Annotated in this window: 19 protein-coding genes; 8 read left to right on the top strand and 11 right to left on the bottom strand. The window is 68.0% G+C overall.

The window, feature by feature from the left end; translation table 11 throughout:
• Positions 1–68: 68 nt before the first annotated feature.
• From ACV7GQ_RS11215 to gltB, 3 genes are all read left to right on the top strand, one after another.
• Entirely contained in the window at positions 69–1,730 is a 1,662-nt protein-coding gene (locus tag ACV7GQ_RS11215; RefSeq protein ID WP_470310328.1) for a histidine kinase N-terminal 7TM domain-containing protein, read from the top strand.
• 269 nt (positions 1,731–1,999) lie between these two features.
• Complete coding sequence (locus ACV7GQ_RS11210; RefSeq protein ID WP_470310327.1) at positions 2,000–2,416, top strand: CBS domain-containing protein; 417 nt, start codon at positions 2,000–2,002, stop codon at positions 2,414–2,416.
• Between the two features lie 194 nt (positions 2,417–2,610).
• Positions 2,611–7,164: a glutamate synthase large subunit gene (gltB, locus tag ACV7GQ_RS11205; RefSeq protein WP_470310326.1), complete on the top strand. Its 4,554-nt coding sequence runs from the start codon at positions 2,611–2,613 to the stop codon at positions 7,162–7,164.
• 78 nt (positions 7,165–7,242) lie between these two features.
• Here the strand turns inward: gltB and glpR are convergent, their stop codons facing one another.
• From glpR to ACV7GQ_RS11175, 6 genes are all read right to left on the bottom strand, one after another.
• On the bottom strand, positions 7,243–8,022 hold the full coding sequence (gene glpR / locus ACV7GQ_RS11200; protein ID WP_470310325.1) for an HTH-type transcriptional regulator GlpR: 780 nt from the start codon (positions 8,020–8,022) through the stop codon (positions 7,243–7,245).
• Positions 8,023–8,244: 222 nt separating this feature from the next.
• On the bottom strand, positions 8,245–8,418 hold the full coding sequence (locus ACV7GQ_RS11195) for a hypothetical protein (RefSeq protein WP_470310324.1): 174 nt from the start codon (positions 8,416–8,418) through the stop codon (positions 8,245–8,247).
• Positions 8,419–8,420: 2 nt separating this feature from the next.
• Positions 8,421–9,551 (bottom strand): ABC transporter ATP-binding protein, encoded by a 1,131-nt coding sequence (locus ACV7GQ_RS11190; protein ID WP_470310323.1) that lies wholly within the window; start codon positions 9,549–9,551, stop codon positions 8,421–8,423.
• 6 nt (positions 9,552–9,557) lie between these two features.
• A complete protein-coding gene (locus ACV7GQ_RS11185; protein ID WP_470310322.1) occupies positions 9,558–10,478 on the bottom strand; it encodes a carbohydrate ABC transporter permease in 921 nt (306 codons plus the stop codon).
• A 2-nt stretch (positions 10,479–10,480) separates the two neighbouring features.
• On the bottom strand, positions 10,481–11,410 hold the full coding sequence (locus tag ACV7GQ_RS11180; protein ID WP_470310321.1) for a carbohydrate ABC transporter permease: 930 nt from the start codon (positions 11,408–11,410) through the stop codon (positions 10,481–10,483).
• A 48-nt stretch (positions 11,411–11,458) separates the two neighbouring features.
• Positions 11,459–12,799 carry an extracellular solute-binding protein gene (locus ACV7GQ_RS11175; RefSeq protein ID WP_470310320.1) on the bottom strand — a complete coding sequence of 447 codons (1,341 nt, stop codon included), beginning with the start codon at positions 12,797–12,799 and terminating at the stop codon, positions 11,459–11,461.
• A 327-nt stretch (positions 12,800–13,126) separates the two neighbouring features.
• Between ACV7GQ_RS11175 and ACV7GQ_RS11170 the strand changes: the two genes are divergently transcribed.
• A complete protein-coding gene (locus ACV7GQ_RS11170) occupies positions 13,127–14,113 on the top strand; it encodes an NAD-dependent epimerase/dehydratase family protein (RefSeq protein WP_470310319.1) in 987 nt (328 codons plus the stop codon).
• Between the two features lie 36 nt (positions 14,114–14,149).
• Here ACV7GQ_RS11170 and ACV7GQ_RS11165 read toward each other — a convergent pair whose 3' ends face one another.
• The gene (locus ACV7GQ_RS11165) at positions 14,150–15,214 is read right to left on the bottom strand and encodes a DUF7973 family transport facilitator (RefSeq protein WP_470310318.1); all 1,065 of its coding nucleotides are present in this window, start codon (positions 15,212–15,214) and stop codon (positions 14,150–14,152) included.
• A gap of 453 nt (positions 15,215–15,667) precedes the next feature.
• Here ACV7GQ_RS11165 and ACV7GQ_RS11160 point away from each other — a divergent pair, with 453 nt between their 5' ends.
• Positions 15,668–16,726 carry an NAD(P)-dependent glycerol-1-phosphate dehydrogenase gene (locus tag ACV7GQ_RS11160; RefSeq protein ID WP_470310317.1) on the top strand — a complete coding sequence of 353 codons (1,059 nt, stop codon included), beginning with the start codon at positions 15,668–15,670 and terminating at the stop codon, positions 16,724–16,726.
• Here the strand turns inward: ACV7GQ_RS11160 and ACV7GQ_RS11155 are convergent.
• Both ACV7GQ_RS11155 and ACV7GQ_RS11150 read right to left on the bottom strand, forming a co-directional pair.
• The gene (locus tag ACV7GQ_RS11155) at positions 16,723–17,208 is read right to left on the bottom strand and encodes an NUDIX hydrolase (RefSeq protein WP_470310316.1); all 486 of its coding nucleotides are present in this window, start codon (positions 17,206–17,208) and stop codon (positions 16,723–16,725) included. The two genes, ACV7GQ_RS11160 and ACV7GQ_RS11155, sit on opposite strands and share 4 nt — an antisense overlap.
• 160 nt (positions 17,209–17,368) lie before the next feature.
• Complete coding sequence (locus tag ACV7GQ_RS11150; RefSeq protein WP_470310315.1) at positions 17,369–19,165, bottom strand: S9 family peptidase; 1,797 nt, start codon at positions 19,163–19,165, stop codon at positions 17,369–17,371.
• Between the two features lie 81 nt (positions 19,166–19,246).
• Here ACV7GQ_RS11150 and ACV7GQ_RS11145 point away from each other — a divergent pair, with 81 nt between their 5' ends.
• The gene (locus ACV7GQ_RS11145; protein WP_470310314.1) at positions 19,247–20,305 is read left to right on the top strand and encodes a glycosyltransferase; all 1,059 of its coding nucleotides are present in this window, start codon (positions 19,247–19,249) and stop codon (positions 20,303–20,305) included.
• A 57-nt stretch (positions 20,306–20,362) separates the two neighbouring features.
• Positions 20,363–22,225 carry a DEAD/DEAH box helicase gene (locus ACV7GQ_RS11140; protein ID WP_470310313.1) on the top strand — a complete coding sequence of 621 codons (1,863 nt, stop codon included), beginning with the start codon at positions 20,363–20,365 and terminating at the stop codon, positions 22,223–22,225.
• On the opposite strand, the gene ACV7GQ_RS11135 is transcribed toward ACV7GQ_RS11140, so the two are convergent.
• The gene (locus ACV7GQ_RS11135) at positions 22,222–22,830 is read right to left on the bottom strand and encodes a class I SAM-dependent methyltransferase (RefSeq protein WP_470310312.1); all 609 of its coding nucleotides are present in this window, start codon (positions 22,828–22,830) and stop codon (positions 22,222–22,224) included. The genes ACV7GQ_RS11140 and ACV7GQ_RS11135 overlap by 4 nt on opposite strands.
• Positions 22,831–22,966: 136 nt before the next feature.
• On the opposite strand from ACV7GQ_RS11135, the gene ACV7GQ_RS11130 reads away from it, so the two are divergent.
• Complete coding sequence (locus ACV7GQ_RS11130) at positions 22,967–23,149, top strand: hypothetical protein (RefSeq protein ID WP_470310311.1); 183 nt, start codon at positions 22,967–22,969, stop codon at positions 23,147–23,149.
• Here ACV7GQ_RS11130 and folP read toward each other — a convergent pair.
• Positions 23,142–25,580 (bottom strand): dihydropteroate synthase, encoded by a 2,439-nt coding sequence (gene folP / locus ACV7GQ_RS11125; protein ID WP_470310310.1) that lies wholly within the window; start codon positions 25,578–25,580, stop codon positions 23,142–23,144. The two genes, ACV7GQ_RS11130 and folP, sit on opposite strands and share 8 nt — an antisense overlap.
• Between the last annotated feature and the right edge of the window lie 75 nt (positions 25,581–25,655).

Here is a 25,655-nt window from a genome sequence, read left to right as displayed (position 1 = left end):
TCACTTGCTGGTAATTTACGGATAAACGATAAGAAGGGTGCCACGCAACGTGTTCCCATGGTCGTGGGATGAGTGTCACCGTAGTCGTTCTCCTCGTCGTGGTCGCGGTGGTGCTGGGGTTGGGGGTCGTCGGCTGGCGACACCGACAGACGCCCGGGAGCCGGCTGTTCGCGGGCCTACAGGCTGTCACGGCCGTCTGGGTGTCCACGGCGGCCGTCGGCCTCGTGTTGGACACCGGGCCACTCCGACTCAGGATGTGGGGCGTGACGACGGGACTGAGCCTGCTCGCGGGCGTCGTCTGGCTCGCGTTCGTCCTCCGGTACACCGGGCGAGAGTGGTGGCTCCGGCCGCGCCCGTTCGGCGTCGTGACGGCCCCGCTCCTCGCGGGTGCGGTGAGCTACGCCGTCGCTCCCTCGTGGCCCCTCCTCGTCGAGGGGGTGACCCAGCAGACGGTCGCGGCCGGGACCGTGGTGGCGGCCACCATCGGACCCGTCGGCGGTGCGCTCGGCCTGTACCTCTACGCGGTGTTCCTCGGCGGATTCGCCGTGGTGCTGAAGACCGCCGCGGACGGCGAGACGCTGTTCCTCGGCCAGTCGCTGGCGCTCGTGCTCGGGTCGCTCGTGAGCGTCCTCGCCGGCGCGGCACAGATCCTCGGTGTCGCTCCGGTCGATGGCTACCCGCTCATCGAAGTCGCGGTGGGTGGCCAGTCGCTGTTCTTCGCGTACGCCGTGTTCCGCCAGGAGGTGCTGGCGACGGTCCCGGCCATCGCCCGCATCGGCGAGCGCACCGTCTTCGACGAACTGGACGACGGCATCCTCGTCGTGGCCGACGACGACACCATCCTGCGGGCGAACGCCCGGGCACGGTCGTACCTCGGCGCCGACGAGTTGGTCGGCCGGTCGGTCAGCCCGGTACTCGACGGGTTCGGCGTCGAGACGGTCGACGACCTGCCGACGCGCGACAGGCGGGACGGCCAGACGTTCCAGGTGACCGCGTCGACGGTGACCGGTCCCGGCTCGCGTCCGGTCGGCCACGCCCTCGTCGTCCGCGACGTGACGCGTCTGGACCGCCGTCAACAGCGGCTGCAGGTCCTCAACCGGATTCTCAGACACAACGTCCGGAACAGCATGACCGTCGCCTTCGGGGCGGCGGACGAGATCGCGGAGCGGACGAACGGGGAGGTGGCGAGTCTCGCGACGACGGTCGCGACGCAGGCCGAACGGCTCACCGACATCAGCGAGAAGGCGATACGAATCGAACGGGTGTTCGACCAGTCGTCGTACAGAGATTCGATCGTCGTCGCCGACGTCGTCGACGCCGTCGTCGCCCGGTTCGAGTCGGCCGACCCGACCGTCGACGTCGCCCTCGACGACGGCCGCACCGAGCTGACGACCAACCGGGACCTCCTCGCGCTGGTCCTCGGCGAGGTCGTGGAGAACGCGCTGCAACACGCCGGACCGGACCCGGGGGTCCGTCTCACCGGCGAGCGCTCGGGGGACCGCTACCGCCTCTCGGTCCACGACGACGGCCCGGGGATCCACCCCGACGAACTCGAACCAATCCGCGACGGCGAGGAGACGGCCCTGAAGCACGCGAGCGGGCTCGGCCTCTGGCTCACATACTGGGGCGTCTGGGCGCTGGGCGGCGACGTCGACGTCGACACGTCGCCCGACGGCACCACCGTCGCTCTGACGCTGCCCGTCGACGACGCAGACGACGGCGTCCGATAGCGCGGCCGCTGGCTACCGGTCTCATAACCGAAGGAAAGGATGGGGCTCAGGGAGCGTGTGACTTTCTCCGTGCCCCCACAGAGGAGTGTTACACCGGAGTATATAAATCGGCGTCAGACTCGGGTCATACAAACGGCAGACAGCGGCCGGATTGTCTCGAAACGTAACAGGTTCCGTCGACCGCGACCGGTCGGACGGGCGCCGTCGTATACACTGCCTACCCTGCAGGTAACAACAGCCTTATTCGCGTGTGAACGCCACTCACACCCATGGACGACATCTTTGTCGGACGGTTGATGTCCTCACCCGTAACGACCGTATCGGCCGACACGCCGGCGGAACGAGCCGCAGAACTGATGCTGGACGCCGGCATCAGTTCCGTGGTCGTGACCGACGACGAGGGCCAGCTCGCGGGCATCCTCACGTCGACGGACTTCGTGGCCATCGCCGCGGCCGACGAGTCGACGGAGACGCTCTCGGTCGCCGACTACATGACGACCGACGTGGTGACGACGACCGCCAACGAACCCATCGAGGCCGTCGCGGACCTGCTGATAGAGCACGGCATCCACCACGTCCCCGTCGTCGACGACACCGAGGGGGTCGTCGGGATGCTGACGACCACCGACCTCACGGCGTACCTCTCGGGCATCGAGGACCCGACGCCGGCCCGCGCGTCGAGATAGGATTCGTCGAGGACGGCGCAATATTTGCCGGCTGTGGTCCGTCGCTTCCGGACCGGTGGCGCTGGAATAATCCTGTCAACCGCAATACAGCGCCAACTATCGTGACAAATATATATGTCCTAATGTGGGGGTAAAGAACACTAATACCTTCATGAACATCCTCTTATGGGGGCCCCAACTAGAAGCGCGCACACATGGTTGAGCGACACGACAGTGACCAGTCTGCGAGTGAGGCCGGGCTCGTAGACCCGACAGACGCACGGTCGAACTGCGGTGTCGGGGTCGTCATGGACCTCGACGGCGGCAGCGACCACGGCACAGTATCTGACGGACTTGACCTCCTCGAGAACCTCGAACACCGCGGGACGACCGGGGCCGAGCAGAACACCGGTGACGGTGCCGGTATCATGCTCCAGATTCCACACGAGTTCTTCGCCGAGGAACTGGACGCAGACCTGCCCGCGCCGGGCGAGTACGCCGTCGGGACGCTCTTTCTACCGAAGGACGACGACGAGGCCGCCGAGGGTCTGAAAGACCTCGTCGAGACGGAACTCGCCGGCGAGGGACTGGACGTGCTCGACTGGCGGGCGGTCCCGACCGACAACGACGACCTCGGCGCGACCGCCATCGAATCCGAGCCCGAGATCGTCCAGTTCGTCGCCGAGTCCGCCGAGGGGAAGACGGGCGAGGCACTCGACAACCAGCTCTACGTCGCCCGCCGCGCGCTGGAGAACACCGTCGAGTCCGAGCAGCCGCCGGGCCACGAACGCTTCTACGTCGTCTCGCTGGCCACCGACGTCGTCGTCTACAAGGGTCTGCTGACGGCCGAACAGCTTCCGGCGTACTACCCGGACCTCTCCGACGACCGTCTGGAGTCGACGTTCGCGATGGTCCACGCGCGCTTCTCGACGAACACGCTCGGCGCGTGGCACCTCGCACACCCGTACCGCCGCATCATCCACAACGGCGAGTTCAACACCATCCAGGGCAACATCAACTGGATGCGCGCTCGGGAGACGGACATCCAGAGCGACCGGTTCGGCGACGACATCGAGACCATCAAACCCATCATCGACGACCCGAACCAGTCCGACACCGCGAGCGTCGACAACGCGCTCGAACTGCTCCTGCAGGGCGGCCGCGACCTCCCGCACGCGCTCCGGATGCTCATCCCCGAGGCGTGGCGCGGCGAGATGAACAACGTCTCCGGCGACCGACGCGACTTCTACGACTACCACGCGTCGCTCGTCGAACCGTGGGACGGACCGGCGCTGGTCGCGGCGACCGACGGCGAGCGCATCGGTGCCGTCCTCGACCGCAACGGCCTGCGTCCGTGTCGCTACGACGTCCTGCAGGACAACACGCTCGTGATGTCCTCTGAGGCCGGCGCGCTCGACCACGACGCCAGCGAAATCGCCGAACGCGGGCGCCTCCAGCCCGGACAGTGTTTCCTCGCCGACCCCGAAGAAGGCCGCGTCATCCCCGACGAGGAGGTCTTCGAGAACATCGCCGACGACAAGTACGGCGAGTGGGTCGCCGAAGAACAGGTCGACATCGACGACGTGGCCGACCGCTCGGACAACACGCCGCGCCACGAGGTGAGTGGCCTGCGGAGCCACCAGGCCATGTACGGCTACACGTACGACGAGGTCGACCACCTCATCGAGCCGATGGCCGAGAAGGGGAAAGACCCCGTCGGCTCGATGGGTGACGACACGCCGCTGTCGGTCCTCTCGCAGTTCAACCGGCCGCTCTTTACCTACTTCAAACAGCTGTTCGCACAGGTCACGAACCCGCCGCTTGACTACATCCGCGAGGAACTGGTCACCTCGCTCGAATCGCGGCTCGGCTTCCAGCGCAACCTGCTCGACGAGACCCAGGACCACGCCCGCCAACTCGTCCTCGACTCGCCGATTCTCACCGACGCCGAGACGGCGGCCATCAAGGACATCGACGAGAACGGCATGTCGACGAAGGTCGTCGACATCACCTACGAGAAGGGGACGGACCTCCGCGAGGCCATCGAAGACGTGCGGGCCGAGGCCGACGCCGCGGCCCAGGAGCACGACATCATCGTGCTCTCGGACAAGGGAGCCGGCGAGGACCGCGTCCCCATCCCCTCGCTGCTGGCGGTCGGCGGCATCCACCACCACCTCGTCCGCAACGGGCTGCGCAACCACGTCGGCCTCGTCCTCGAGTCGGGCGACCCGCGTGCGGTCCACCACTTCGCGACGCTCATCGGCTACGGTGCGGGCGCGGTCAACCCCTACCTCGCCTACGAGACCATCGAGGACCTCGTCGCCGGTCCGGACGGCGCGGACCTGGCCGACGCCATCGACGCCTACATCACGGCCGTCGAGGACGGCCTGCTGAAGACGATGGCGAAGATGGGCATCTCCACCGTGGAGTCCTACCAGGGCGCCCAGATATTCGAGGCCGTCGGCCTCTCCTCCGATTTCATCGCCGAGTACTTCGAGGGCACGACCTGCCGCACGGAGGGCATCGGCATCGAGGAGATTGAGGACGACCTGCTCCAGCGCCACGACGTGGCGTGGAGCGAAGAGGAACCGGAGATGCCCCGGCAGGGCGAGTACGAGTTCCGCTCGAACGGCATCCACCACCAGTGGAACCCCAACACGGTCGGCAAGATCCAGCAGGCCGTCCGCATGGGCGACTACGAGACCTACAAGGAGTTCGCCGAACTCGTCAACGACCAGAACGAGCAGCTCCAGACCCTGCGGGGCCTCCTCGAACTGGACTCGGACCGCGAGTCCATCCCCATCGAGGACGTCGAACCCGTCGAGGACATCGTCACGCGCTTCGAGACGGCGGCGATGTCGCTCGGGTCGCTCTCCCCGGAGATGCACGAGAACAACGCCATCGCGATGAACCGGCTGGGGGCCAACGCCAACACCGGCGAGGGCGGCGAACCGCCCGAGCGGTTCCACACCGAGAAGGAGTGTACGACCAAGCAGGTCGCCTCCGGTCGCTTCGGCGTCACCTCGGAGTACCTCGCCGCGGCGGACGAGCTCCAGATCAAGATGGCGCAGGGCTCGAAGCCCGGCGAAGGCGGCCACCTCCCCGGGAAGAAGGTCAACGAGATGATCGCCCACGTCCGCTACGCGACGCCGGGCGTCGGCCTCATCTCGCCGCCGCCGCTGCACGACATCTACTCCATCGAGGACCTGAAGCAACTCATCCACGACCTCAAAGCCTCGAACCCCGAGGCCGACATCAACGTCAAACTGGTCGCCGAGGACGGCATCGGCACCATCGCGGCCGGCGTCGCGAAGGCCAACGCCGACGTGGTCCACATCTCGGGCCACGACGGCGGCACCGGCGCGTCGCCGAAGACGTCCATCAAGAACGCGGGGCTGCCGTGGGAACTGGGCGTCGCCGAGGCCAACCAGATGCTCCGCGCGACGGGGCTGCGCTCGCGCATCAAGATCACCACCGACGGCGGGATGAAGACCGGCCGCGACGTGGCCGTCGCCGCCCTGCTGGGTGCCGAGGGGTACACCTTCGGGACCGCGTCGATGGTCACGTCCGGGTGCGTGATGGCCCGCCAGTGCCACGAGAACACCTGCCCGGTCGGCATCGCCACGCAGAACGAGAACCTGCGGGAGCGGTTCCCCGGTGAGCCCCAGCACGTCGTCAACTACATGACCTTCGTCGCGCAGGAACTGCGCGAGATAATGGCCGAGCTCGGCTTCGAGACGGTCGACGAGATGATCGGCCGCGCCGGGGTCCTCGACCAGCGCGACGACGTCACGCAGCCGAAGGCCAAGAAGCTCGACCTCTCCTCTGTCATCGCGGAGCCGGCCGACAACGACGGCCGGTACAAGCAGCGCGAACAGGACCACGAGGTCGACGAGCAACTCGACTGGGACCTGCTCGACGCGGCCGAACCCGCCATCGAGAACGGCGAACCGGTCGCCATCGACACGAGCATCGACAACGTCAACCGCGCGGTCGGTGCGACGCTGTCGAACCGCATCTGTCGGGCCCACGGCGGCGACGGCCTGCCCGACGACACCATCCGGGTCGACTTCGACGGTACTGCCGGCCAGTCCTTCGGCGCGTTCCTCGCACAGGGCGTGACGATGGAGCTGACCGGCACGGCCAACGACTACGTCGGCAAGGGCCTCTCCGGCGGGAAGCTCATCGTCAACACGCCCGAGGACGCGCCCTACGAGGCCAGCGACAACATCGTCATCGGCAACGTCGCCCTCTACGGTGCGACCCAGGGCGAGGTGTACATCAACGGCATGGCCGGCGAGCGCTTCGGCGTCCGCAACTCCGGCATCAAGGGCGTCGTCGAGGGCGTCGGCGACCACGGCTGTGAGTACATGACCGGCGGCGCCATCGTCGTCCTCGGGGACACGGGCAAGAACTTCGCGGCCGGGATGTCCGGCGGCGTCGCCTACGTCTACGACCCCGACGGCTCCTTCGCCGAGCAGGCCAACACCGGCATGGTCTCCATCCGGGAGACGCTGGAGGCGAAGGACCGACAGATGATCACCCGCCTCGTCGAGAACCACGCGGCCTACACCGACTCGGACCGCGCGAACGCGCTCCTCGACGACTGGGACGCCGAACTGGAGAACTTCACGATGGTGATGCCCGACGCGTACGCCGAGGTCATCTCCGACCGCGAACGCGACGACGTGCGCAACGAACCGCCGGCCGCCGCGACGGCCGTCGCTGAGGCCAGCGAGGCCGACTTCGCCGCCTCCTCCGACGACTGAGGCGGGGTCCTTTTTCGGCAGGTTCGACGAGGTATCAGCCGGAGGCCGACCGACGTCGCACCGCCCGACGGTCCGTCGCTAGCTCACGACGAGTAGGTTGTCCACCACGTCGACGCCGGCCCGGTCGAACACGGCACGCATGTCCTCGCCGAGCGAGACGTCGGTGATGAACACGTCGATGTCGTCGACGGTGGCGAACTCGCGGAAGCTCTGTTGGCCCAGTTTGCTCCCGTCGGCGACGAGGACGACGCGGTGACCGCCGTCGACGAGCAGTGACTTGATGCGGGCCTCGTCCTCGTTGGACACGGAGAGGCTCCCGTCCTGCTGGATGGCGTCGGTCTCGAGGAAGACGACGTCGAAGTTCGTCTTGCGCAGATACGACTCGCCGCTCGGGCCGACCAGCGCGTCGGACGTCCGGCGGAGCGAGTCACCGACGACCTTCACCTCTCCGCAGGTCTCCCGGAGCTCGAACGCGTTCTCCGGGGAGTTCGTCGCGACGAGGAGCGACACCGACTCGGGAAGCTCTTTGGCCACCTCCATGGTCGTCTGGCCGGTGTCGAAGAAGACGGCGTCGCCGTCGCTCAGTTCCTCGACCGCCCGTTCCGCGATGGCGCGCTTGCCGTTCGGGTTCTGGACGCTGCTCTCCACCCCGTTCCCCGTGTCGTCCGCCCGGCCGTCAGAGGCCGGCAGCGCACCGCCGTGAAACCGCTCGATGAGGCCGTCCTCGGCCAGCGATGCCAGGTCGCGCCGGATCGTCGCCCCCGAGACACCGAACGCCTCCGTGAGTTCCTCGACAGTGACCCTGTCACTGCTGTTCACTTTCCTAACTATCTCCTGTCGTCGTTCCTCGGGCAACATAGTCACGAGTTGTTCCGTATCACACGCGCCGGTGGTCTGTCCGTAGTTACGGCAGCGACGCGTATAGCCTTGTTTGTAGTCGACATGCTCGACACCTAGAGGAGCCCTCCCACCGGAATCGGGTACGAACGGTCCTGCATACGTCTACGACTGACACTCTCGCCTGCCGCGGGTCGTTGTAAGCACGGTCGGTGTGGTGCTCATAAATATGCATGCCTCATATTACTCGCTGAGGACCCCGAACAGCGTCGCGACGACGGTGCCGACACTGCTGACGACGGCGCCGCCGTGGACGCCGGTCGCGTAGTTGTACACGGCGATAGCCGCCAGTATCCCGGCGATGCCGAACGCGGTCACGGCGACGCGTGACGGGCCAGGGCTGGTGTCGAAGTGCATCGTCAGGCGGTCAGTTTCTGCTCGGACTTCGACTCGTAGGTGAGTGACTCCCCGGTCTGTGGGTCGAAGTACTGGAGCGAGTCGCGGTCGAAGCGGAGGTTGACGTCGTCACCCATCTGGACCGTCGTGTCGGGGTCGACGGCGGCTTTGATGGTCTGGCCGGTGTCGAGACCGACTTCGAGGACCGTCTTCTCGCCCTGTGGCTCGACCACCTGCACGGTGGCGGGGTGGACGTTCGCGGCGATGCCGTCCTGGTTGAGCGAGATGTTCTCGGGCCGGATGCCGAGGACGACCTCGTCGCCGAGGTACGACTCGAGTTCCTCGTCGAACTCGTCGGGCACGTCGTGGGTCTCGGTCCCGATGTCCAACTGGAGTTTCCCCGCGGAGTCGCGCTCGAGCGTCCCCTCGATGAAGTTCATGCTGGGGGACCCGAGGAAGCCCGCGACGAACATGTTGCGCGGGTTCGAGTAGACGTGTGTCGGCGCGCCGACCTGCTGAATCTGGCCGTCGTCCATGACTGCGATCTGGTCGGCCAGCGTCATCGCCTCCACCTGGTCGTGCGTGACGTACACCGTCGTCGTCGACAGCTCCTCGTGGAGCTTGTTGAGTTCGGCGCGCATCTGCACGCGGAGCTTCGCGTCCAGATTACTGAGCGGTTCGTCCATCAGGAACACCGCGGGGTCGCGGACGATGGCCCGCCCCAGCGCGACGCGTTGCTGCTGGCCCCCCGAGAGCTCCGAGGGCTTGCGTTCGAGCAAGTCCTGTATCTGGAGGAGCTCCGCGGCTTCGGTGACCCGTTCGGTGATGACGTCCTCGGGCGTGTCGTGCTGTTCCAGCCCGAAGCGCATGTTCTCGCGGACGGTCTTGTGGGGGTACAGCGCGTAGTTCTGGAACACCATCGCGATGTCCCGCTCGTACGCGCGCCGGTCGTTGACAACTTCGTCGCCGATGCGGATCTCGCCGTCCGTGGCGCGTTCGAGGCCGGCGATGAGTCGCAGCGTCGTCGTCTTTCCACACCCGGAGGGGCCGACGAAGACGGTGAAGCTCTCGTCGGGGATGTCCAGCGAGATGCCGTCGACGGCCGTGACGTCGTCGAATTCCTTTACGAGGTCGTTGAGTTCTACGTGTGCCATTGTTGGTTACTCCTTGACAGCTCCTTGGGTCAGTCCACTCACGATGTACTGCTGGAAGAACAGGCCGAACAGGATGCCCGGCAGGGCCGCTATCATGCCACCGGCGGCGAGGTGTGCCCAGTCGACGAAGTCGTCGGCGACGAACAGCGAGACCGCGATGGGCAGCGTCTGTGCCTGCTCGGAGGACGTGAGAACGAGCGCGAAGACGAACTCGTTCCACGAGAAGATGAACGCCAGAATCGCCGTCGCGGCGATGCCGGGTTTCGCCATCGGCAGGATGATCTTGACGAACCCCTCCCAGCGCGAACAGCCGTCGATGCGGGCCTGTTCGTCCAGCGACTCGGGGACGCCGTCGAAGTAGTTCTTCATTATCCAGACGGCGAACGGGAGGTTGAAGAACGTGTACGTGAGTATCAGCGCGATGCGCGTGTCGTACAGACTCCCGGTGAGCCCGCCGATGAGCGGCGGGTTCGACATGATGCTGAAGAACGGCACGATGAGCGCGATGGGCGGGATCATCCGCGCACCGACGATCGATAGCAACAGCGTCTTGTTGCCCACGAAGTCGTACCGGGAGAACGAGTACCCCGTGACCGTCCCGAGCGTGACACAGATGACGGTGGTGGTGCTCGCGACGATGAGGCTGTTCAGCGTGTACAGTTCGAACGGCCGGTTCTGGAATATCTCGACGTAGTTGCTGACCGTCGGCTGGGTCGGGAGGAACGAGATGGGGATGTCCAGCACCGCCGACGTCGGTTTGATGCTCGTGATGAAGATGAAGTAGATGGGGAACCAGATGACGAAGACGTACAGCCCCAGCAGTGCGTACGCGATGAGGCGCTCACGGACGACGTGGGACCACTCGTTCTCGGTGTCCAGTCCCAGCGCCGCTATCAGTTGGCCGATAGTTGATTGTTTCGTGCTCATTGTCAGTAGGGGGACTCACCGAAGACTCGGTACAGCACTGCCACGATGAGGAACGTGACGGCGAGGAGGACCACGCCGAGTGCTGCACCCTCTCCGGGGCGGTTGAAGACCTGTGCGGTGCGGTAGAGCCAGGAGGCCCAGACCTCCGTCGACTTCCCCGGCCCACCCTGGGTCATGACCCAGACGAGGTCGAGCGCGCGGATGTCGAAGATGATCCGGATGGTCAGCGCGACCAGTATGGACGGTTTCAGGAACGGGTAGGTGACGTTCACGAACCGTGATATCTTCCCGGCGCCGTCGACTTCGGCGGCGTCGTACAACTGTTCGGGGACGTTCTGGAGGCCCGCGAGCAGGATGATGATGATGAACGGCGTGAACACCCAGATGTCGGCGATGACGAGCGCCATCATCGCGAGGGTCCCGTCCGAGAAGAACGCGATCTTGCTGGACAGGAGTCCCGACTGGGTGAGTATCCCGTTGATGGCGCCGTACTCGGAGTTGAACATCCAGCGCCACATCAGGCCGCTCATGACGTAGGGGAGAATCCACGGCACGATGACGGCGGTCCTGAACCACCCGCGTCCCTTGAGGTCCTTGTCGAGGAGGAGCGCGATGCCCAGTCCCAGCGCGAACGAGATGCTCACGCTCAGGCCGACGTAGACGAACGTGTGCCAGGTGATCGAAACGAAGTCCGGTGCGAGACCGAAGACCGTCCCGTTGCCCCCTTCGGCGAAGATGAGCCGTTTGAAGTTCCGGAGCCCGACGAACTCCTTCTGGCCGTTGATGGGGTTCGTCCAGAAGGCGCTGCTCCAGAGCAACTTCAGGGTCGGGTAGACGATGATGCCGGCTATCCAGAGCATCGTCGGGCCGACGGTGAGGGGGACGAACAGCCGGTCGAGTTTTCGTCGCAGTGATTGTTTTTCTGTCGACATGTAGTGAGGTGCGTGTGTACTCAGATGGCGATGCCGTGGTGTGACTGCTCAGAGCAACCCGATGTCCTTGTAGAGGCTCTGGATGTTGCTCTGGGCCGTTTCGAGCGCCTTCTGCGGGTCCTTGTCGCCCAGTAGCGCCGGCGTGATCTGCTCGGAGAGGTAGTCGTCGACCTGCGGTTGCGCGAGGTACGTCTCGCTCTTGGCGTGTTCGAGGTTGAACTTCATGTCCTCGAGCAGCCACGACGGATACTGGCTCTGGATGGCCTCGGATTCGTAGACGGACGGGATGACGGCGGGGTTCCCCTCCACCTTCATGTTCGTCTTCGAGGACTCCGGCGTGGTCATGAACTTCGCGAACTTCTTGGCCGCGCGCTTGTTCTCCGAGAACGCCGAGACGCTGATGCCGTTCGTGTCCTGGAAGGTCGCGCGAGACTCGGGGCCCTTCGGCGGTTTCGCGCTGGCGAGTCGGTCTTTCCCCCAACTGTCGGCGTCGAGGGCGCGAGCGCCGAGCGGTGTCCACGACTCGACGGTGGCCAGCTGGCCGGCGATGAACGTGTCGCCGGTACCGCCCTCGCCCATGCTGGAGATTCCGTCGGGGATGAGGTCCTGCTCGCGCAGCTCCGTGAAGAAGTCCATCACGTCCATCCCGGCGTCGACGAACACCGGCTCGTTGCTATCGTTGAACAGCTGTCCGCCGGCCTGATACAGGAACTGCTTGAACGTGAACACGTCCTTGTTGGCCCACGTGAACGCGAACGGCGACGTGTCCTCGGTCTTCAGTTGCTGGCCCTTCGAGACGACCTCGTCCCAGGTGCTCGGTGGCTCGCTGACGCCCTGCGCGTCGAAGTGGGCCTGGTCGTAGAGGAAGGTCCCCCACTTGCCGAACTCGGGAGCCATGTACGTCTTGCCGTCCAGCGTGACGAGGTCCTGGAGGTTCGTCGGGAAGTTGGACATGTGGCCGTCGCCCAGCTCGAGAGGTTCGAGCCAGTCCGAGGCGACGAAGTCCGCCAGCCACCACGTCGGGCCGTTGAACGCGTCGACCGTCGCGTCCTTGTTCCGCCAGATCGTGGTGAGGCTGGTCTTGAGGTTGTTCCACGGCACCTCGTTCACCTCGACGGAGATGCCGGTCTCCTCTTCGAACCGTTCGATGTTCGCCTCCGTCCCGGGGTCGTACTTGAGGCTCCCGGCGTTGTAGAAGACGATGCTGTCGGCCATGGACTCCGTGCCGGTCCCGGTGGTCTCGCCGGACCCGTCGGACCCGTCGGACCCATCGGACCCGCTCCCGCCGTCCGAACTCCCGTTGCCGCCGCACCCCGCGAGTGCGACCGTACCGATAGCGCCTGCACCTTTGATGAACCGTCGTCGAGTTCGCTTGGGTTGTCGCTGCATGCAAATGAACAGCATTTGTGCATGGTTAATAAATTATGCGGGTTATCGTTCGTGTATAATCACGACGAAGTATTACGTAACACGCAGAATTGAAGTGGGCAAAATGGGTTCATATGGCCCATAAGGCGCTTAGAGTACGAATTTTGCATCTCGATTCTCGGTGGTCGGCTGCCGAGAACTGTGAACAATACTGTGCACGAATCGTTCGCAGGTGAGCAAAGTGTGCAGGTCTGCTCGGCTCTGTCGACGACCGCGGTCGCTCCGGACCGGCGGGAACCGGCCGACGCTCACCCGACCCGTTTTGACGCCGCCACTCCATACGCCGGTATGGACGACGTACTCGTCATCGGCGGGACCCGCTTCATCGGCCGCCACACGGTCACGGAGTTCCGCGACGCCGACTACGATGTGACGATGCTCAACCGCGGGACCAGAGCGAACCCCTTCGAAGAGGACGCGGGCGTGACCCACTTCGAGGGTGACCGACGGGACCGGGACGCGCTCGAAGACGTGTACGCCGCCGTCGACCCGGACGTCGTCGTCGACTGTGTCGCGTACTACCCGGAGGACGTCCGGGTCGCCACCGACGTCTTCGCCGACGTCGACGCGTACGTCTACGTCTCCAGCGGGGCGGCCTACGGCGAGGAGCGCGTGCCGAAACGCGAGGACGACACGGCGCTGGAACCGTGTTCCGACGAGCAGGCGACGACCGACAGCGCGGAGACGTACGGCCCCCGGAAGGCCGAGGGGGACCGCGAGGTGTTCGCCGCCGCCGACGAGGGCGTCCGGGCGATGAGCGTCCGGCCGACCGTCGTCTACGGTCCCCACGACTACACCGAGCGGTTCGCCTACTGGGTCGACCGCGTCGACGTCGAGGACCGCGTCGTCCTCCCCGGAGACGGCCTGAGTCTCTGGCAGATGGCCTACGTCGAGGACGTGGCGAGCGCGCTCCGCATCGTCGCCGAGGCGGGAGCGGCCGGCGAGGCCTACAACGTCGGCGACGAACACGCGCCGATGCTCGGCCAGTGGGTCGACCTGCTGGCCGAGACCTGTGAGACGGGCGTCGAGACGGTCGGAGCGACCGCGCGCGACCTCGCGCGCCACGGCCTCGAACCGCAGGACTTCCCCATGTATCGGGCTTCGCCTCACCTGCTGGACGTGACCAAACTCCGGGACCTCGGCTGGTCGTCGACGCCCCACCGGGTCGCGCTCCAGCGGACGGTCGCCGAACACCGCGAGAACGAGCGGACCGGGCGCCAGTTCGGCCCGGACCGGGAGACGGAGCGCGAGATACTCGACGCCCTCACGGAGTAAGCGGGGAGCGCGGGCGGCGGTACGGGGTCCGCCGGCTCAGACGCCCAGCGCCGGGACCCACGCCGACCCCGGGAGCACGCCGACGATGTACAGCACCGCGATGGTGAACGTCGCGAGCGTGATGGCCGCGGCGGGCGGGTCCCAGTGCGTGTCGGCGTGGGCGTAGAACATCCGTTGCCACACCTCGCCGAGCAGCGCGCCGTAGACGCCGAAGACGGCCCCGACGACCACGACCAACACCCCGCTCGCGGTGGGATCGCTGGCGACGACGGCGGCGCCGCCCGTCGACGCCGGCAAGGTCATGTGGTGTGTGACCGGGATCTTCTCGACGCCGAGGTTGAGGAACGTCAACGAGGCGGCGCTGATGCCGAACCCGAGGAAGTAGCTCCCGGTCCGCAACCAGATGTACCCCCCGAGGATGCCGGTGACCAGCCCGATGAGGGCGACCCCGCTCCACTCGTACTGGTGGGGGAGCCACGGTTCGACGGCGAACCGCTCCTCGCCGCCCTTGTCCGCGTCGCCGTCGACCTCGCCCGCCGCACGTTTCTCCCCGCGTTCGAACGGCGTCATGTCGAAGAGGCCGTCGCCGGCGACGACGCCGATGACGGAGTACCCCAGCACGACGCGGTGGAGCAGGGCGCTGAGCGTGACGGCGACGGCGATGGGGTCCCACGGGAGCGCGAGTGCCGCCGAGAACTGCGTGATGAGCATGCCCGCGATACCGAACAGTCCACCGGCGACGAGGTGGCTCGGTTCGGTGCCCAGCGCGAAGGTAATCGCCTTCGCGTTGTGGTAGTCGAACCCCGCCCCCATCTCGTTCCCTCTGGCGGCGTAGGCCGCCGCGGCCGCCCCGCCGGCGAAGGAGACGTGGGGGCCGAACACCGGACCGAAGGCGACCAGTCCGGTGACGTTCGCGGCCATCTCGGCCTCCGCGAACCCGGCGGCCTCCCCCGCGATGACCATGAACCCCGTGAAACAGAACGCCGGGAGCGCCCCGAGCGCCGCGCCGAAGGCGCCCCCGCCGAACGCCGCGATGAACAGGATGACGAGCGTCGAGAACTCGATGCCCAGCACCGGGACCTGTAACACCGGCGTCAGCATGGGTGGCTCCGTCCGTGTTCTCTCCGGGACAGCCACGTCGTCGCAGGAACGGCACGCCTCGTCGGACCCGTCGTCGGTACCTGACCGCTCGATTCGACGTGTGTCGCTATCATTGCTGAGATGCGTCGGCGGCGCTGGCGACCCAGATGTCCGCCTCGACTGGAAAGATATCGATATTTGACAGTATAGTTTGCCACCGGTTACCGCCCCTCCGACGGACAGCCGACCGGACTGGTGGGCGAGCGCGACCGTGGTCAGAGTGCCGGAGTAATCGGGGATTACGCCAGTCTGAGGAGCGTCCGCTCACGCGCGCTGCTTTCGCGGCAGAGCACCACCCACCGCCCCCGACGCACTCGACCCAGTCTCGGCTCCGAGGGCGGTCTCGGGGGTGTCGGCGCGCACGGCGGTCCGCGGAGAACAAACCATTTTCCGTCACGGCGCAGAGTTGCGGGTATGTTCGACAAATCCACGTGGATACGCCTCCCGCGGAACGTCGTCATCGGGCACGGGGTGCTCGGCCAGACGCTCGACGCCGTGGAGGAACTCCACCTCTCGGGCCGACCGCTGGTCGTCTCCAGTCCGACACCGCACGCCGTCGCCGGCGAGCAGGTCGTCGACCAGTTCGCGGTGGCGGGGTACGACCCGGCGGAGATCGTCATCGAGGAGGCGAGCTTCGACGCCGTCCAGCGCGTCATCGCTCACGCCGAGGAGGTCGACGCGGGGTTCGCCATCGGCGTCGGCGGCGGGAAGGCCATCGACATCACGAAGATGGCGGCCGACGACCTCGGTCTCGGGTTCGTCTCCGTCCCGACCGCGGCCAGCCACGACGGCATCGTCTCCGGCCGCGGGTCGGTCCCGGAGGGGGACACCCGCCACAGCGTCGCGGCCGAACCGCCGCTCGCGGTGGTCGCCGACACCGAGATCCTCGCCGAAGCCCCGTGGCGCCTGACGACGGCCGGGTGTGCCGACATCATCTCGAACTACACGGCGGTGCGCGACTGGGAGCTCGCCCACCGCCTCAAGAACGTCCCGTACTCGGAGTACGCCGGCGCGCTCTCACAGATGACCGCCGAGATGCTCGTCGACAACGCCGACTCCATCAAGAAGGGGCTGGAGGAGTCCTCGTGGATCGTCGTGAAGGCGCTCGTCTCCTCCGGGGTCGCCATGTCCATCGCGGGGTCGTCCCGGCCCGCCAGCGGCGCCGAACACCTCTTCTCGCACCAGCTCGACCGCATCGCACCCGGCGCCGCGCTCCACGGCCACCAGGTCGGCGTCGGCGCCATCATGACCGAGTACCTCCACAGCGGCCCGAACGGCCGCTGGCGCGACGTCCGCGACGCGCTGGGGGGGCTCGGCGCCCCGACGACGGCCGACGACCTCGGCATCGACCGCGAGACGGTCATCGAGGCGCTGACGACGGCCCACGAGATTCGCGACCGCTACACGATCCTGGGCGACGGGATGAGCGAAGAAGCCGCCGTCGAGGCCGCGACGGTCACCGGCGTCGTCTAGACGAGTTCGCCGACCGCGTCGGGGTTCGCGTCCCAGCGGACCGCCTCGTCGGCCGACTGGTCGTCCTCTGTCAGTTCCGCGGTGAAGACGACGCTGAGCCGGTACACCGTCTCGTCGTCCTCGTCGTCGGCGTTCCGCACGCCGGAGATGTTCGCGCGCACGGCGTCCGTGACGGTGCAGTCGACGCCGGCGGCGTCGCGGACGATGCGTTCGGCCGCCGCTTCGACGTTCTCGCCCGGGTTCGTCTGGCCCCGCGGGAGGAGCCACTCCCCGTCGCCCTCCCGGAGGAGCACCGCCCCGTCCTCGTCGCGGACGATAGCGTGGACGTCGAGTTGGCCGTCGCGCGACTGCTCGACCGCTCGCTGGTAGCTCTCTTCGCCCACCTCGAACGTCGTCTGGGTGACCGAGGGCGATCCGAACTCCTCGTCGAGTCGCGTCAGTCGCTCCTCGACGCGGGCCCGAGAGCGGTCGGATACGTCCATGCACCGTGGCTGGGGCGGACCGTGTATAAACCCAATCAATCGTTCTCAGCGCGGATACTCGGCGGGACCGACAGACGGCAGTGGTATCGCCGACACCGCCCCGCTGCCGTCCGGTGGTCGCCGACGGCGCTCTCGAGGCCGGTTTATATGCGCCCGTCGCTCAGACGTGCTCGTCGAGGAACTCGACGACGCGGGTGTACGCCTCGATGCGGTTCTCCCGCTTGCTGATGCCGTGGCCCTCGTCGTCGAAGATGAGCTTCTCGACGGGAACGCCGTGGGCGGCCACCTCCTCGGCTATCTGCTCGGCCTCGCCGACGGGCACGCGCGGGTCGTTCGCCCCGTGGAGGACGAACAGCGGTGCGGTGATGCGCGCCACCTTGTTGATGGGCGAGACGGACTCGAGGAACTCGCGGTCCTCGTCGAGGGAACCGTACTCGGCCTCGCGCAGTTCGCGCCGCCAGTCGCCCGTGTTCTCGAGGAACGTGACGAAGTTGGCGATGCCGACGACGTCGACGCCCGCGGCCCACAGGTCGGGATACTCCGTCAGCGATGCCAGCACCATGAACCCGCCGTAGGACCCGCCCATGGCGACGATACGGTCCGGGTCGACCGCCGGGTGGTCGTGAAGCCAGTCCACACCCGCACGGATGTCCTTCACCGAGTCCATCCGCTTCTCCACGTCGTCCAGGTGGGTGTAGGCCTTCCCGTAGCCCGTCGACCCGCGGACGTTCGGCTCGAGGACGGCGTAACCACGCGAGAGGAAGTACTGGGTGAGGCCGGCGAAGGAGGGGCGGCGCTGGCTCTCCGGACCGCCGTGGATGTCGACGACGACGGGGGTCGAGCCGTCGTTCTCGGCCGCCGGCGGCAGCGAGAACAGCGCGGGAATCTCCCGGCCGTCGAAGGACTCGAAGCGGACCACCTCGGGTTCGACGAACGTCTCCCGCGGGATGCCCGCCGTCGACGCGGCCGTCCAGCGCTCGCTCTCCCCGCGCTCGGCGTCGACGACGAAGACGTTCGTGTTGACGGTGCGGCCGGTGACGCTGACGGCGAACCGCTCGGCGTCGGGCCCCCACGCAACGCCGCCGGCGAGGCCGCCTGGCAGGTCCGGGGGCGGGAACTCGGCGACGTCGGTCGGCCCGTCGAACTCGCCGACCGTGAGTTCGTTGTACCCCTCGACGTTCCGGGAGTAGGCCAGTCGGCCGCTGTCCTGGTCGACGGCGACGCCGTCGATGTTCCACTCCTCGTCGGCGCGGACGACCTCGAGGTCGCCGTCGAGCGAGAGCCGCGCCAGCGCCAGCGTGTCCCGGCCCTCGTCGGTGACCAGGTACAGCGCGTCGCCCTCCGGCCCCCACGAGACGCTCGTGTATCTGACGCTCCCCTCGTGTGGCGTCAGGTGGGTCCGCTCGCCCGTCGCCACGTCGAGGACGTACACGTCCTGGTCGAAACTGGAGTGGGCCTCGCTGATGGCGAGGTGCCGGCCGTCCGGCGACCACCCGTCGACCGTGAACCAGCCGTCGCCCTCGTAGACCAGGTCGGCGTCGTCGCCGGTGGCGTCGCGCTCCTGTACGTACACGTCGAAGACGGCCTCGTCGCGCCGGTTCGAGGCGAAGGCGAACGCCTCGCCGTCGGGGCGCCAGCCACCCCAGCGGTGTTTGGCCTCGGGCATCCCGGTCAGTTCGGTGACGCGGCCGTCGTCGAGCCGGTACAGCTGGGCGCGCTCGTTGCCGCCCTCGTCCATCCCGAAGACGAGCTCCTCGCGGGTCGGCGAGTAGTCGACGAAGCTCACCGGTTCGTCGTAGAAGGTCCGCTGCTCGGGCCAGCCGCCGGGGTCGTCCAGCGTCCAGACCTGCCCGACGCCGGTCGTGTCCATCAGGAAGGCCAGCGTCCCGTCCGGCGAGACCGAGGCCCCGTAGGCGCTGCGGACGTTGAGATAGCGTTCGAGGTCGTAGTCGTACACGCCTCTCCGGAGGGGTGGCGCGCCCAAAACCCTTGCTGGCGAACGGGTGGCTTTTTGAGAACCCCCGGTGAGAGGTTGTATATGCGTGTCGCGGTCGTCGCCATGGAGACGAGTCACTACCGGGACACCGAGGGGCGTCGCCGCATCGAACGCGTCGCCCGCAATCTGGCCGAGGCCGGGCACGAGGTGTCGGTGTTCTGCTCGCAGTGGTGGGGCGGGATGGACAAGCGGTTCGCGCCCGACGGGGTCACGTACCGCGCCGTCACCGTCTCGCCGACCGTCCCCTCGTTCTGTACGCGCCTGCCAGCGCTGCTCGCGAACTACCGCCCCGACGTGATTCACGCGGTGCCCTCGCCGCCGTCGGTCCTGCTCGCGGCCGCACTCGGCGGGACGCTCTCACGCGCCCCGCTCGTCACCGAGTGGTACGGCGACGAGGCCCTGCCAGAGGCCCGCCGGACCGACTGGTCGCTCCGCGCGCCGGACCAGTTCGTCACGCCCTCGGAGCTCGTCCAGACGTCGCTCTGGGAGGCCGGTGCGCCGGACGACCGGACCACCATCGTCCCCGAGAGCATCGACATGGACCTCGTCCGCGAGGCGGACCCGGCCGAGGCGGTCGACGTGGTGTACGCCCACCCGCTGGACGAGAGCGCCAACGTGGAGTCGCTGTTCCTCGCGCTGGCGGAGCTCCGACAGAAGGACTGGTCGGCGACCATCGTCGGCGACGGCCCCGAGCGTGCGACCTACGAGCAGGAGGCCGCCGACCTCCGCATCGACGACCGGGTGGAGTTCGTCGGGTCGTGCGACGTCGAACGGCGCGTCTCAATCTACAAGGGCGCGCACGTGTTCGTCCAGACGGCGTTCCGGGAGTACTTCGCGACGGACCTCCTGTGGGCGCTCGCGGCCGGCTGCATCGGCATCGTGGAGTACCAGGCGGGCTCTAGCGCACACGAACTCGTCGAACAGCGCGACCGGGCCTTCCGCGTGACCACCCCACAGGAGATCGCCGACAGGATAGTCGAGTCCGCGGACGTGGAGCGCCGGACCGTCGACGAGTCGCTCTCCGAGTTCGACCACGACGCCGTGCGAGCGGAGTACGAGGCGCTGTACGAGCGACTCGTCGACGACCACGGGCTCTTCTGAGTCGGCCCGCCCGACCAGACGAAACCCGTTTGGCCCTCTGGCCCCTCACACGGAGTAGTGACAGCAGAGGAGTCAGCCGACGAGACGGCGGCCAGCGGCGACCCGGGGATAGAACTCGACGCAGTGTACGACGCCATCGACGCCGTCGGCCGGCCACACCTGACAGCGACGGAGCTCTCGCGGAAGACCGACCTGACCCCCGACGAGGCCCGCGAGGCGCTGGCGGCGCTCGCGGCCGACGGTGACATCCAGCGACAGGACGTGACCGAGGTCGAGTCCGTCTGGTACCCCACCGACGTCGCCGAGGTGACCGACCGCGAACGGGTCGTCCTCTTCCCGGACCGCCGGGAGGTCGTCGTCGAGCACCCCGACCAGTTCACGCGGGCCCAGCTCTCGCAGTTCGCCCGCCTGCAGGACTCCAACCGCTCGGGCGGCTACGTCTACGAGATACGCGAGGCGGACGTCTGGGCGGCCCCCCACGAGTCCCTGGACGGCTTGCTCGCGACGATGCGGGACGTCCTCGGCGAGCGCTCGCTCCACCTCGAGGAGTGGGTGACGAGCCAGTGGGAGCGCGCCCGGAAGTTCCGCCTCTACACCCACGAGGACGGGTACGTCGTCTTAGAGGCGGAGAGCGACGACCTGATGGGCAACGTCGCCCGGCAGAAACTCGACGAGGAGACGCTGCGGGCACCCATCTCGGACTCGGAGGCGTGGGTCAACGAGGACGCCACCGCCGAGGTCAAGCGCACGCTGTACGAGGCCGGTTACCCCGTCCGAGACGACCGCGAACTGGAGGAGGGCGACGCCCTGGAGATGGACCTCCTGCTCCGCCTGCGGGACTACCAGGCCGACTGGGTCGAGCGGTTCACCGAGCAGGGGTCGGGCGTGTTCGTCGGGCCGCCGGGGTCCGGCAAGACGGTGGCGGCGATGGGGACGATGGCCGCCATCGGCGGCGAGACGCTCATCCTCGTCCCGTCGCGGGAACTCGCGACCCAGTGGCACGACGAACTGGTCCGCCACACCTCGCTCTCCGACGCCGACGTCGGCGAGTACCACGGCGGGACGAAGGAGATACGGCCGGTCACCATCGCCACCTACCGCACGGCCGGGATGGACCGCCACCGGAAGCTGTTCGACCAGCGCAAGTGGGGCCTCATCGTCTACGACGAGGTCCACCACGTCCCCAGTCCCATCCACCGCCGGAGCGCCGACCTCCAGACCAAACACCGCCTCGGGCTGACGGCGACGCCCACCCGCGAGAGCGACGACGAGGAGGAGATATTCACGCTCGTCGGCCCGCCCATCGGCACCGACTGGGGGAAGCTGTTCGACGAGGGGTACGTCGCCGAACCCGAGGTCGAGATACGCCTCGTCCCGTGGGGCGAGGACGGCGAGCGCTCTGAGTACGCCGCCACGTCGGGCCACGACCGGCGGCAGGCGGCGGCGAACAACACCGGCAAGGTCGACGAGATACGCTACACGCTCGCCGAACACCCCGCCGCGAAGGCGCTGGTGTTCGTCGAGTACCTGGAGCAGGGCGAGGCCATCAGCGAGGCCATCGACGCCCCCTTCATCAGCGGGGAGACGCCCCACGCCCGGCGCGAGAAGCTGTTCGACGAGTTCCGCCGGAGCGAGCGCGACACGCTGGTCGTCTCCCGGGTCGGCGACGAGGGCATCGACCTGCCGGACGCCGAGCTCGCTATCGTCGCCTCCGGCCTCGGCGGGTCCCGGCGACAGGGCGCACAGCGCGCCGGGCGGACGATGCGGCCCGCCGGCGACGCGCGCATGGTCGTCCTCGCGACCCGCGGCACGACCGAGGAGGACTTCGTCCGCCGCCAGATGCGCCACCTCGCCTCGAAGGGTATCCGGGTCAACGAGACGGAGGCCGAGGCCGTCGACCCGCCCGTCGCCGAGGACTAAGTGTGCGCCCGCACGACCGCCCACCGGTCGCCTAATTCGGTGGGGACCTCTTCGACGCTGCTCACGTCGAAGCCTGCGTTCTCTAGCAGTTCGCGGTTTCGGTCGGCACCGTGGAAACTCCAGGCCATCCGCTCGCCGGAGCCCAACCAGTCGTCGTTCTCGCCAGCCCACGCGCCGGCCCCGACGGCAACGAGCAGCTCCCCGTCCGGACGGAGGACGCGCTCGAACTCCTCGAAGACGGCCCCGTGTTCCTCTCGCGGGACGTGGATGACGGCGTGGAAGGAGACGACGGCATCGAACGTCGACGCTGCGAAGGGAAGGGCGGCGAGGTCGCCCTGTGCGAGTCTCGTGAACGAGTATCGTTCGGCGGCGGCGAGCAACTGCCCCCGCGAGATGTCAAGGCCGACCACGTCGTGGGTCGCCGCGAGGACGTCGCTCCCCGGCGTTCCGCTACCACACCCGGCGTCTAGCACCCGGCTCCCGTCCGCGAGTCTCGACGCGAGCGACGCCACGAGCTCCCGGTCGGGGCCATGGTCCTCCCGTTCGGCGGTGTAGGTCGCCCCCATCTCGTCGTACCCCGACCGAACGACGGCTCGCTGGTCCATAGCCCGACTCCAGCGCCGGGCGTCAAGTGTCTTCTGCCGGCGTATCGACCCATGGCTACCTGTATAGCCCGCCGCCGGCCGCGGCGCTTCAATGAATTGCAGATGCGCCTATGACACTACGGCACGTACCGGTGGTATGGCCGCCGCCATGACCTGCCCCGACTGCGGCGCGCAGGTCGAGGACGCTGACGACCTCGGGGCCGGCCGCCGCGTCCACCGACTGACCATCGACGACAGCGGGTCCGTGACCGTCGTGAGCGACGAGACTGTGACGCTCTGGCACTGCGAGAACTGCGACCTCGTGGTCGGGTTCAGTTAGCGTCGAACCGCTCCGGGTCGCGGGTCGCCTCGGCGACGTTCACCGCGGCGGCGTTCTCGGCCACGTCGTGGACCCGTACGACGTCGGCACCGCGTTCGGCCGCCAGCGTCGTCCCCGCGACGGTCGCCTCCAGACAGTCGCCCGGGTCTTCGCCGACGAGGCCGAACAGCGACTTGTGCGAGTGGCCCACGAGGACGGGACAGCCAAGCGCCCGGAACTCCGGGAGGCGGTCGAGCAGTTCGAAGCTCTCGGCGGCGGACTTCCCGAATCCGATGCCGGGGTCGACGAGAATCTGCTCGCGGTCCAGCCCCGCCTTCTCGGCCAGCAGGACCCGCTCGGTCAACTGGTCGATGCAGTCCTCGACCACGTCGTCGTAGTGGATGTCGCTGTCCGGGTCGACGGGCGTCTCGATGGAGTGCATCACGACCACGGGCACGTCGTACTCGGCGGCGACCAGTCGCATCTCCGGGTCCTCGAGCCCCGAGACGTCGTTGAGGATGTCCGCCCCCGCGTCCAGCGCCGCCCGCGCGACGGCCGCCTTCCGCGTGTCGACGGAGATGGCGACGTCGACGTCCGCGAGCGCCTCGACGACGGGGACGACGCGGTCTATCTCCTCCTCGACCGGGACGGGGTCGGCGCCCGGGCGGGTCGATTCGCCGCCGACGTCGAGTATGTCCGCGCCGTCCGCGACCATCTGCTCGGCGCGGGCCACGGCGTCCTCGACGGCGTTGTACTCCCCGCCGTCGTGGAACGAGTCCGGCGTGATGTTGAGGATGCCCATGACGGCGGTGCCGTCGTCCCACGGGTAGCCGCCCGAGTCGTCGGGTTGCTGGATGTCCAGCGCCGCGCGCAGTTCGTCGGCGAACGTCGAGAGGCCGTACGGCTGGCCGTCGAGCTTGTCCGCGAGCCGGCGGTACTGGGCCATCGTCGCCATCGTCACGACGTCGACGCGCTCCTCGTCCTGGTCGTTCAGGCCGGAGACGGCACACTCGCCGCCCAGCGACAGCAGTTCCTCCTTGAGGTACTGGGCCTGTCGGGGTTGCACGCGGGTCCGGAGGACGCGGTGGACCCCCTTCCCGCGCATCCGCCACGCGCCGGCGTCGGTGACGTGGGCGGCCTCGATGGTCTCTCGGGACTCCTCGACGGAATCGACGCGCTTGGGGACCATCGTCCGCGACCAGCGCGTGCGGGCCTCCCGGACCGCGTACAGCGACCCGGTGACGAGGACGGCGTCCCCGTCGTCTGCGGCGTCCAGTGCCAGCCCGAGGGCGCCGGCCACGTCGTGGCGCGTCTCGACGTCGGCGTCGGTGGCGGCCCGGAATGCCTCGGCGACGACCGCCGGGCTCTCGGCCCGGTCGACGTCCGGTTCACAGGCGATAGCGTGGTCGGCCACCGACAGCGCCTCGGCGGCGCCGGCGTGGTCCTTGTCGACCATCGCGCCGACGACGACGTGCAGGTCGTCGTAGTCGAACGAGGCGAGCGTCTCGACGGTCCGCTCGAGGCCGCCGGGGTTGTGCGCGCCGTCGAGGACGACCAGCGGGGCCTCGCCCATCACCTCGAAGCGGCCCGGCCAGTGGGCGTTCCGCAGGCCGCGTTCGAGGTCCGCCCGCGTCACGTCGGCGACCTGCCGGACGAGCGTCGCCGCGATACCGGCGTTCTGGGCCTGATGTTCGCCCAGTAGCGGGAGGTGGGTGTCGACGTGCCAGTCGGGGCCGTCGACGGTGACCGCGCCCTCGAGGCCGTCCCGGCCGCCGTAGGTGACGGTCACGTCGGCGTCGGCGCCCCCCACGGTCACCACGTCGCCGGCCTGTTCGCGGACCGCGTCGAGGGCGTCGCCGGTCGTCCCGGTCACGAGCGGCGCGCCGTCCGGCGCGACGTGGGCCTTGTCGGTGGCTATCTCCGCGACGGTGTCCCCGAGGACGTCCGTGTGTTCGAGCGTCACGGACGTCACCGCGCTGGCGACGGGGTCGACGACGCTCGTGGCGTCGTAGCGGCCGCCGATGCCGACCTCCAGCACCGCGACGTCGACGTCCTGTCGGTCGAACTCCCAGAGCGCGAAGGCGGTCAGCGTCTCGAAGAACGTGGGCGACTCGCCGTCGGCGCCCCGCTCGGTGACGTGCGGTGCGACCGTCTCGACGAACTCGACGAGTTCGGTCTCGGGGACCTTCCGGCCGTTGACCCGGATGCGCTCGCGGACGTCGTCGAGGTGTGGCGAGGTGTAGAGGCCGACGTCCAGTCCGGCCTCCCGGAGGGACCGCTCGACCATCCGGGCGGTCGACCCCTTCCCGTTTGAGCCGGCTATCTGGACACAGCGGAGACCCTCGTGTGGGTCGTCGACGGCGGACAACAGGTCCCGCGTGGCGTCGGTACCGGCCCCAGAGGGGAACCGGCGCAACTCGAAGAGGAAGTTCGCGGCCTCGTGGAACTCCATGTCCGGAGTATCGGAGCCGCGCGCTTTAGCCTGTCGGACGACGAGAAACCGCGCCACAGGCCCGCTCGACGCGAC

The organism is Haloarcula sp. MBLA0163 (genome assembly GCF_055632435.1).
Note: the sequence above shows the minus strand (reverse complement) of the source record. Positions and strands in the feature narration are given on the sequence as shown.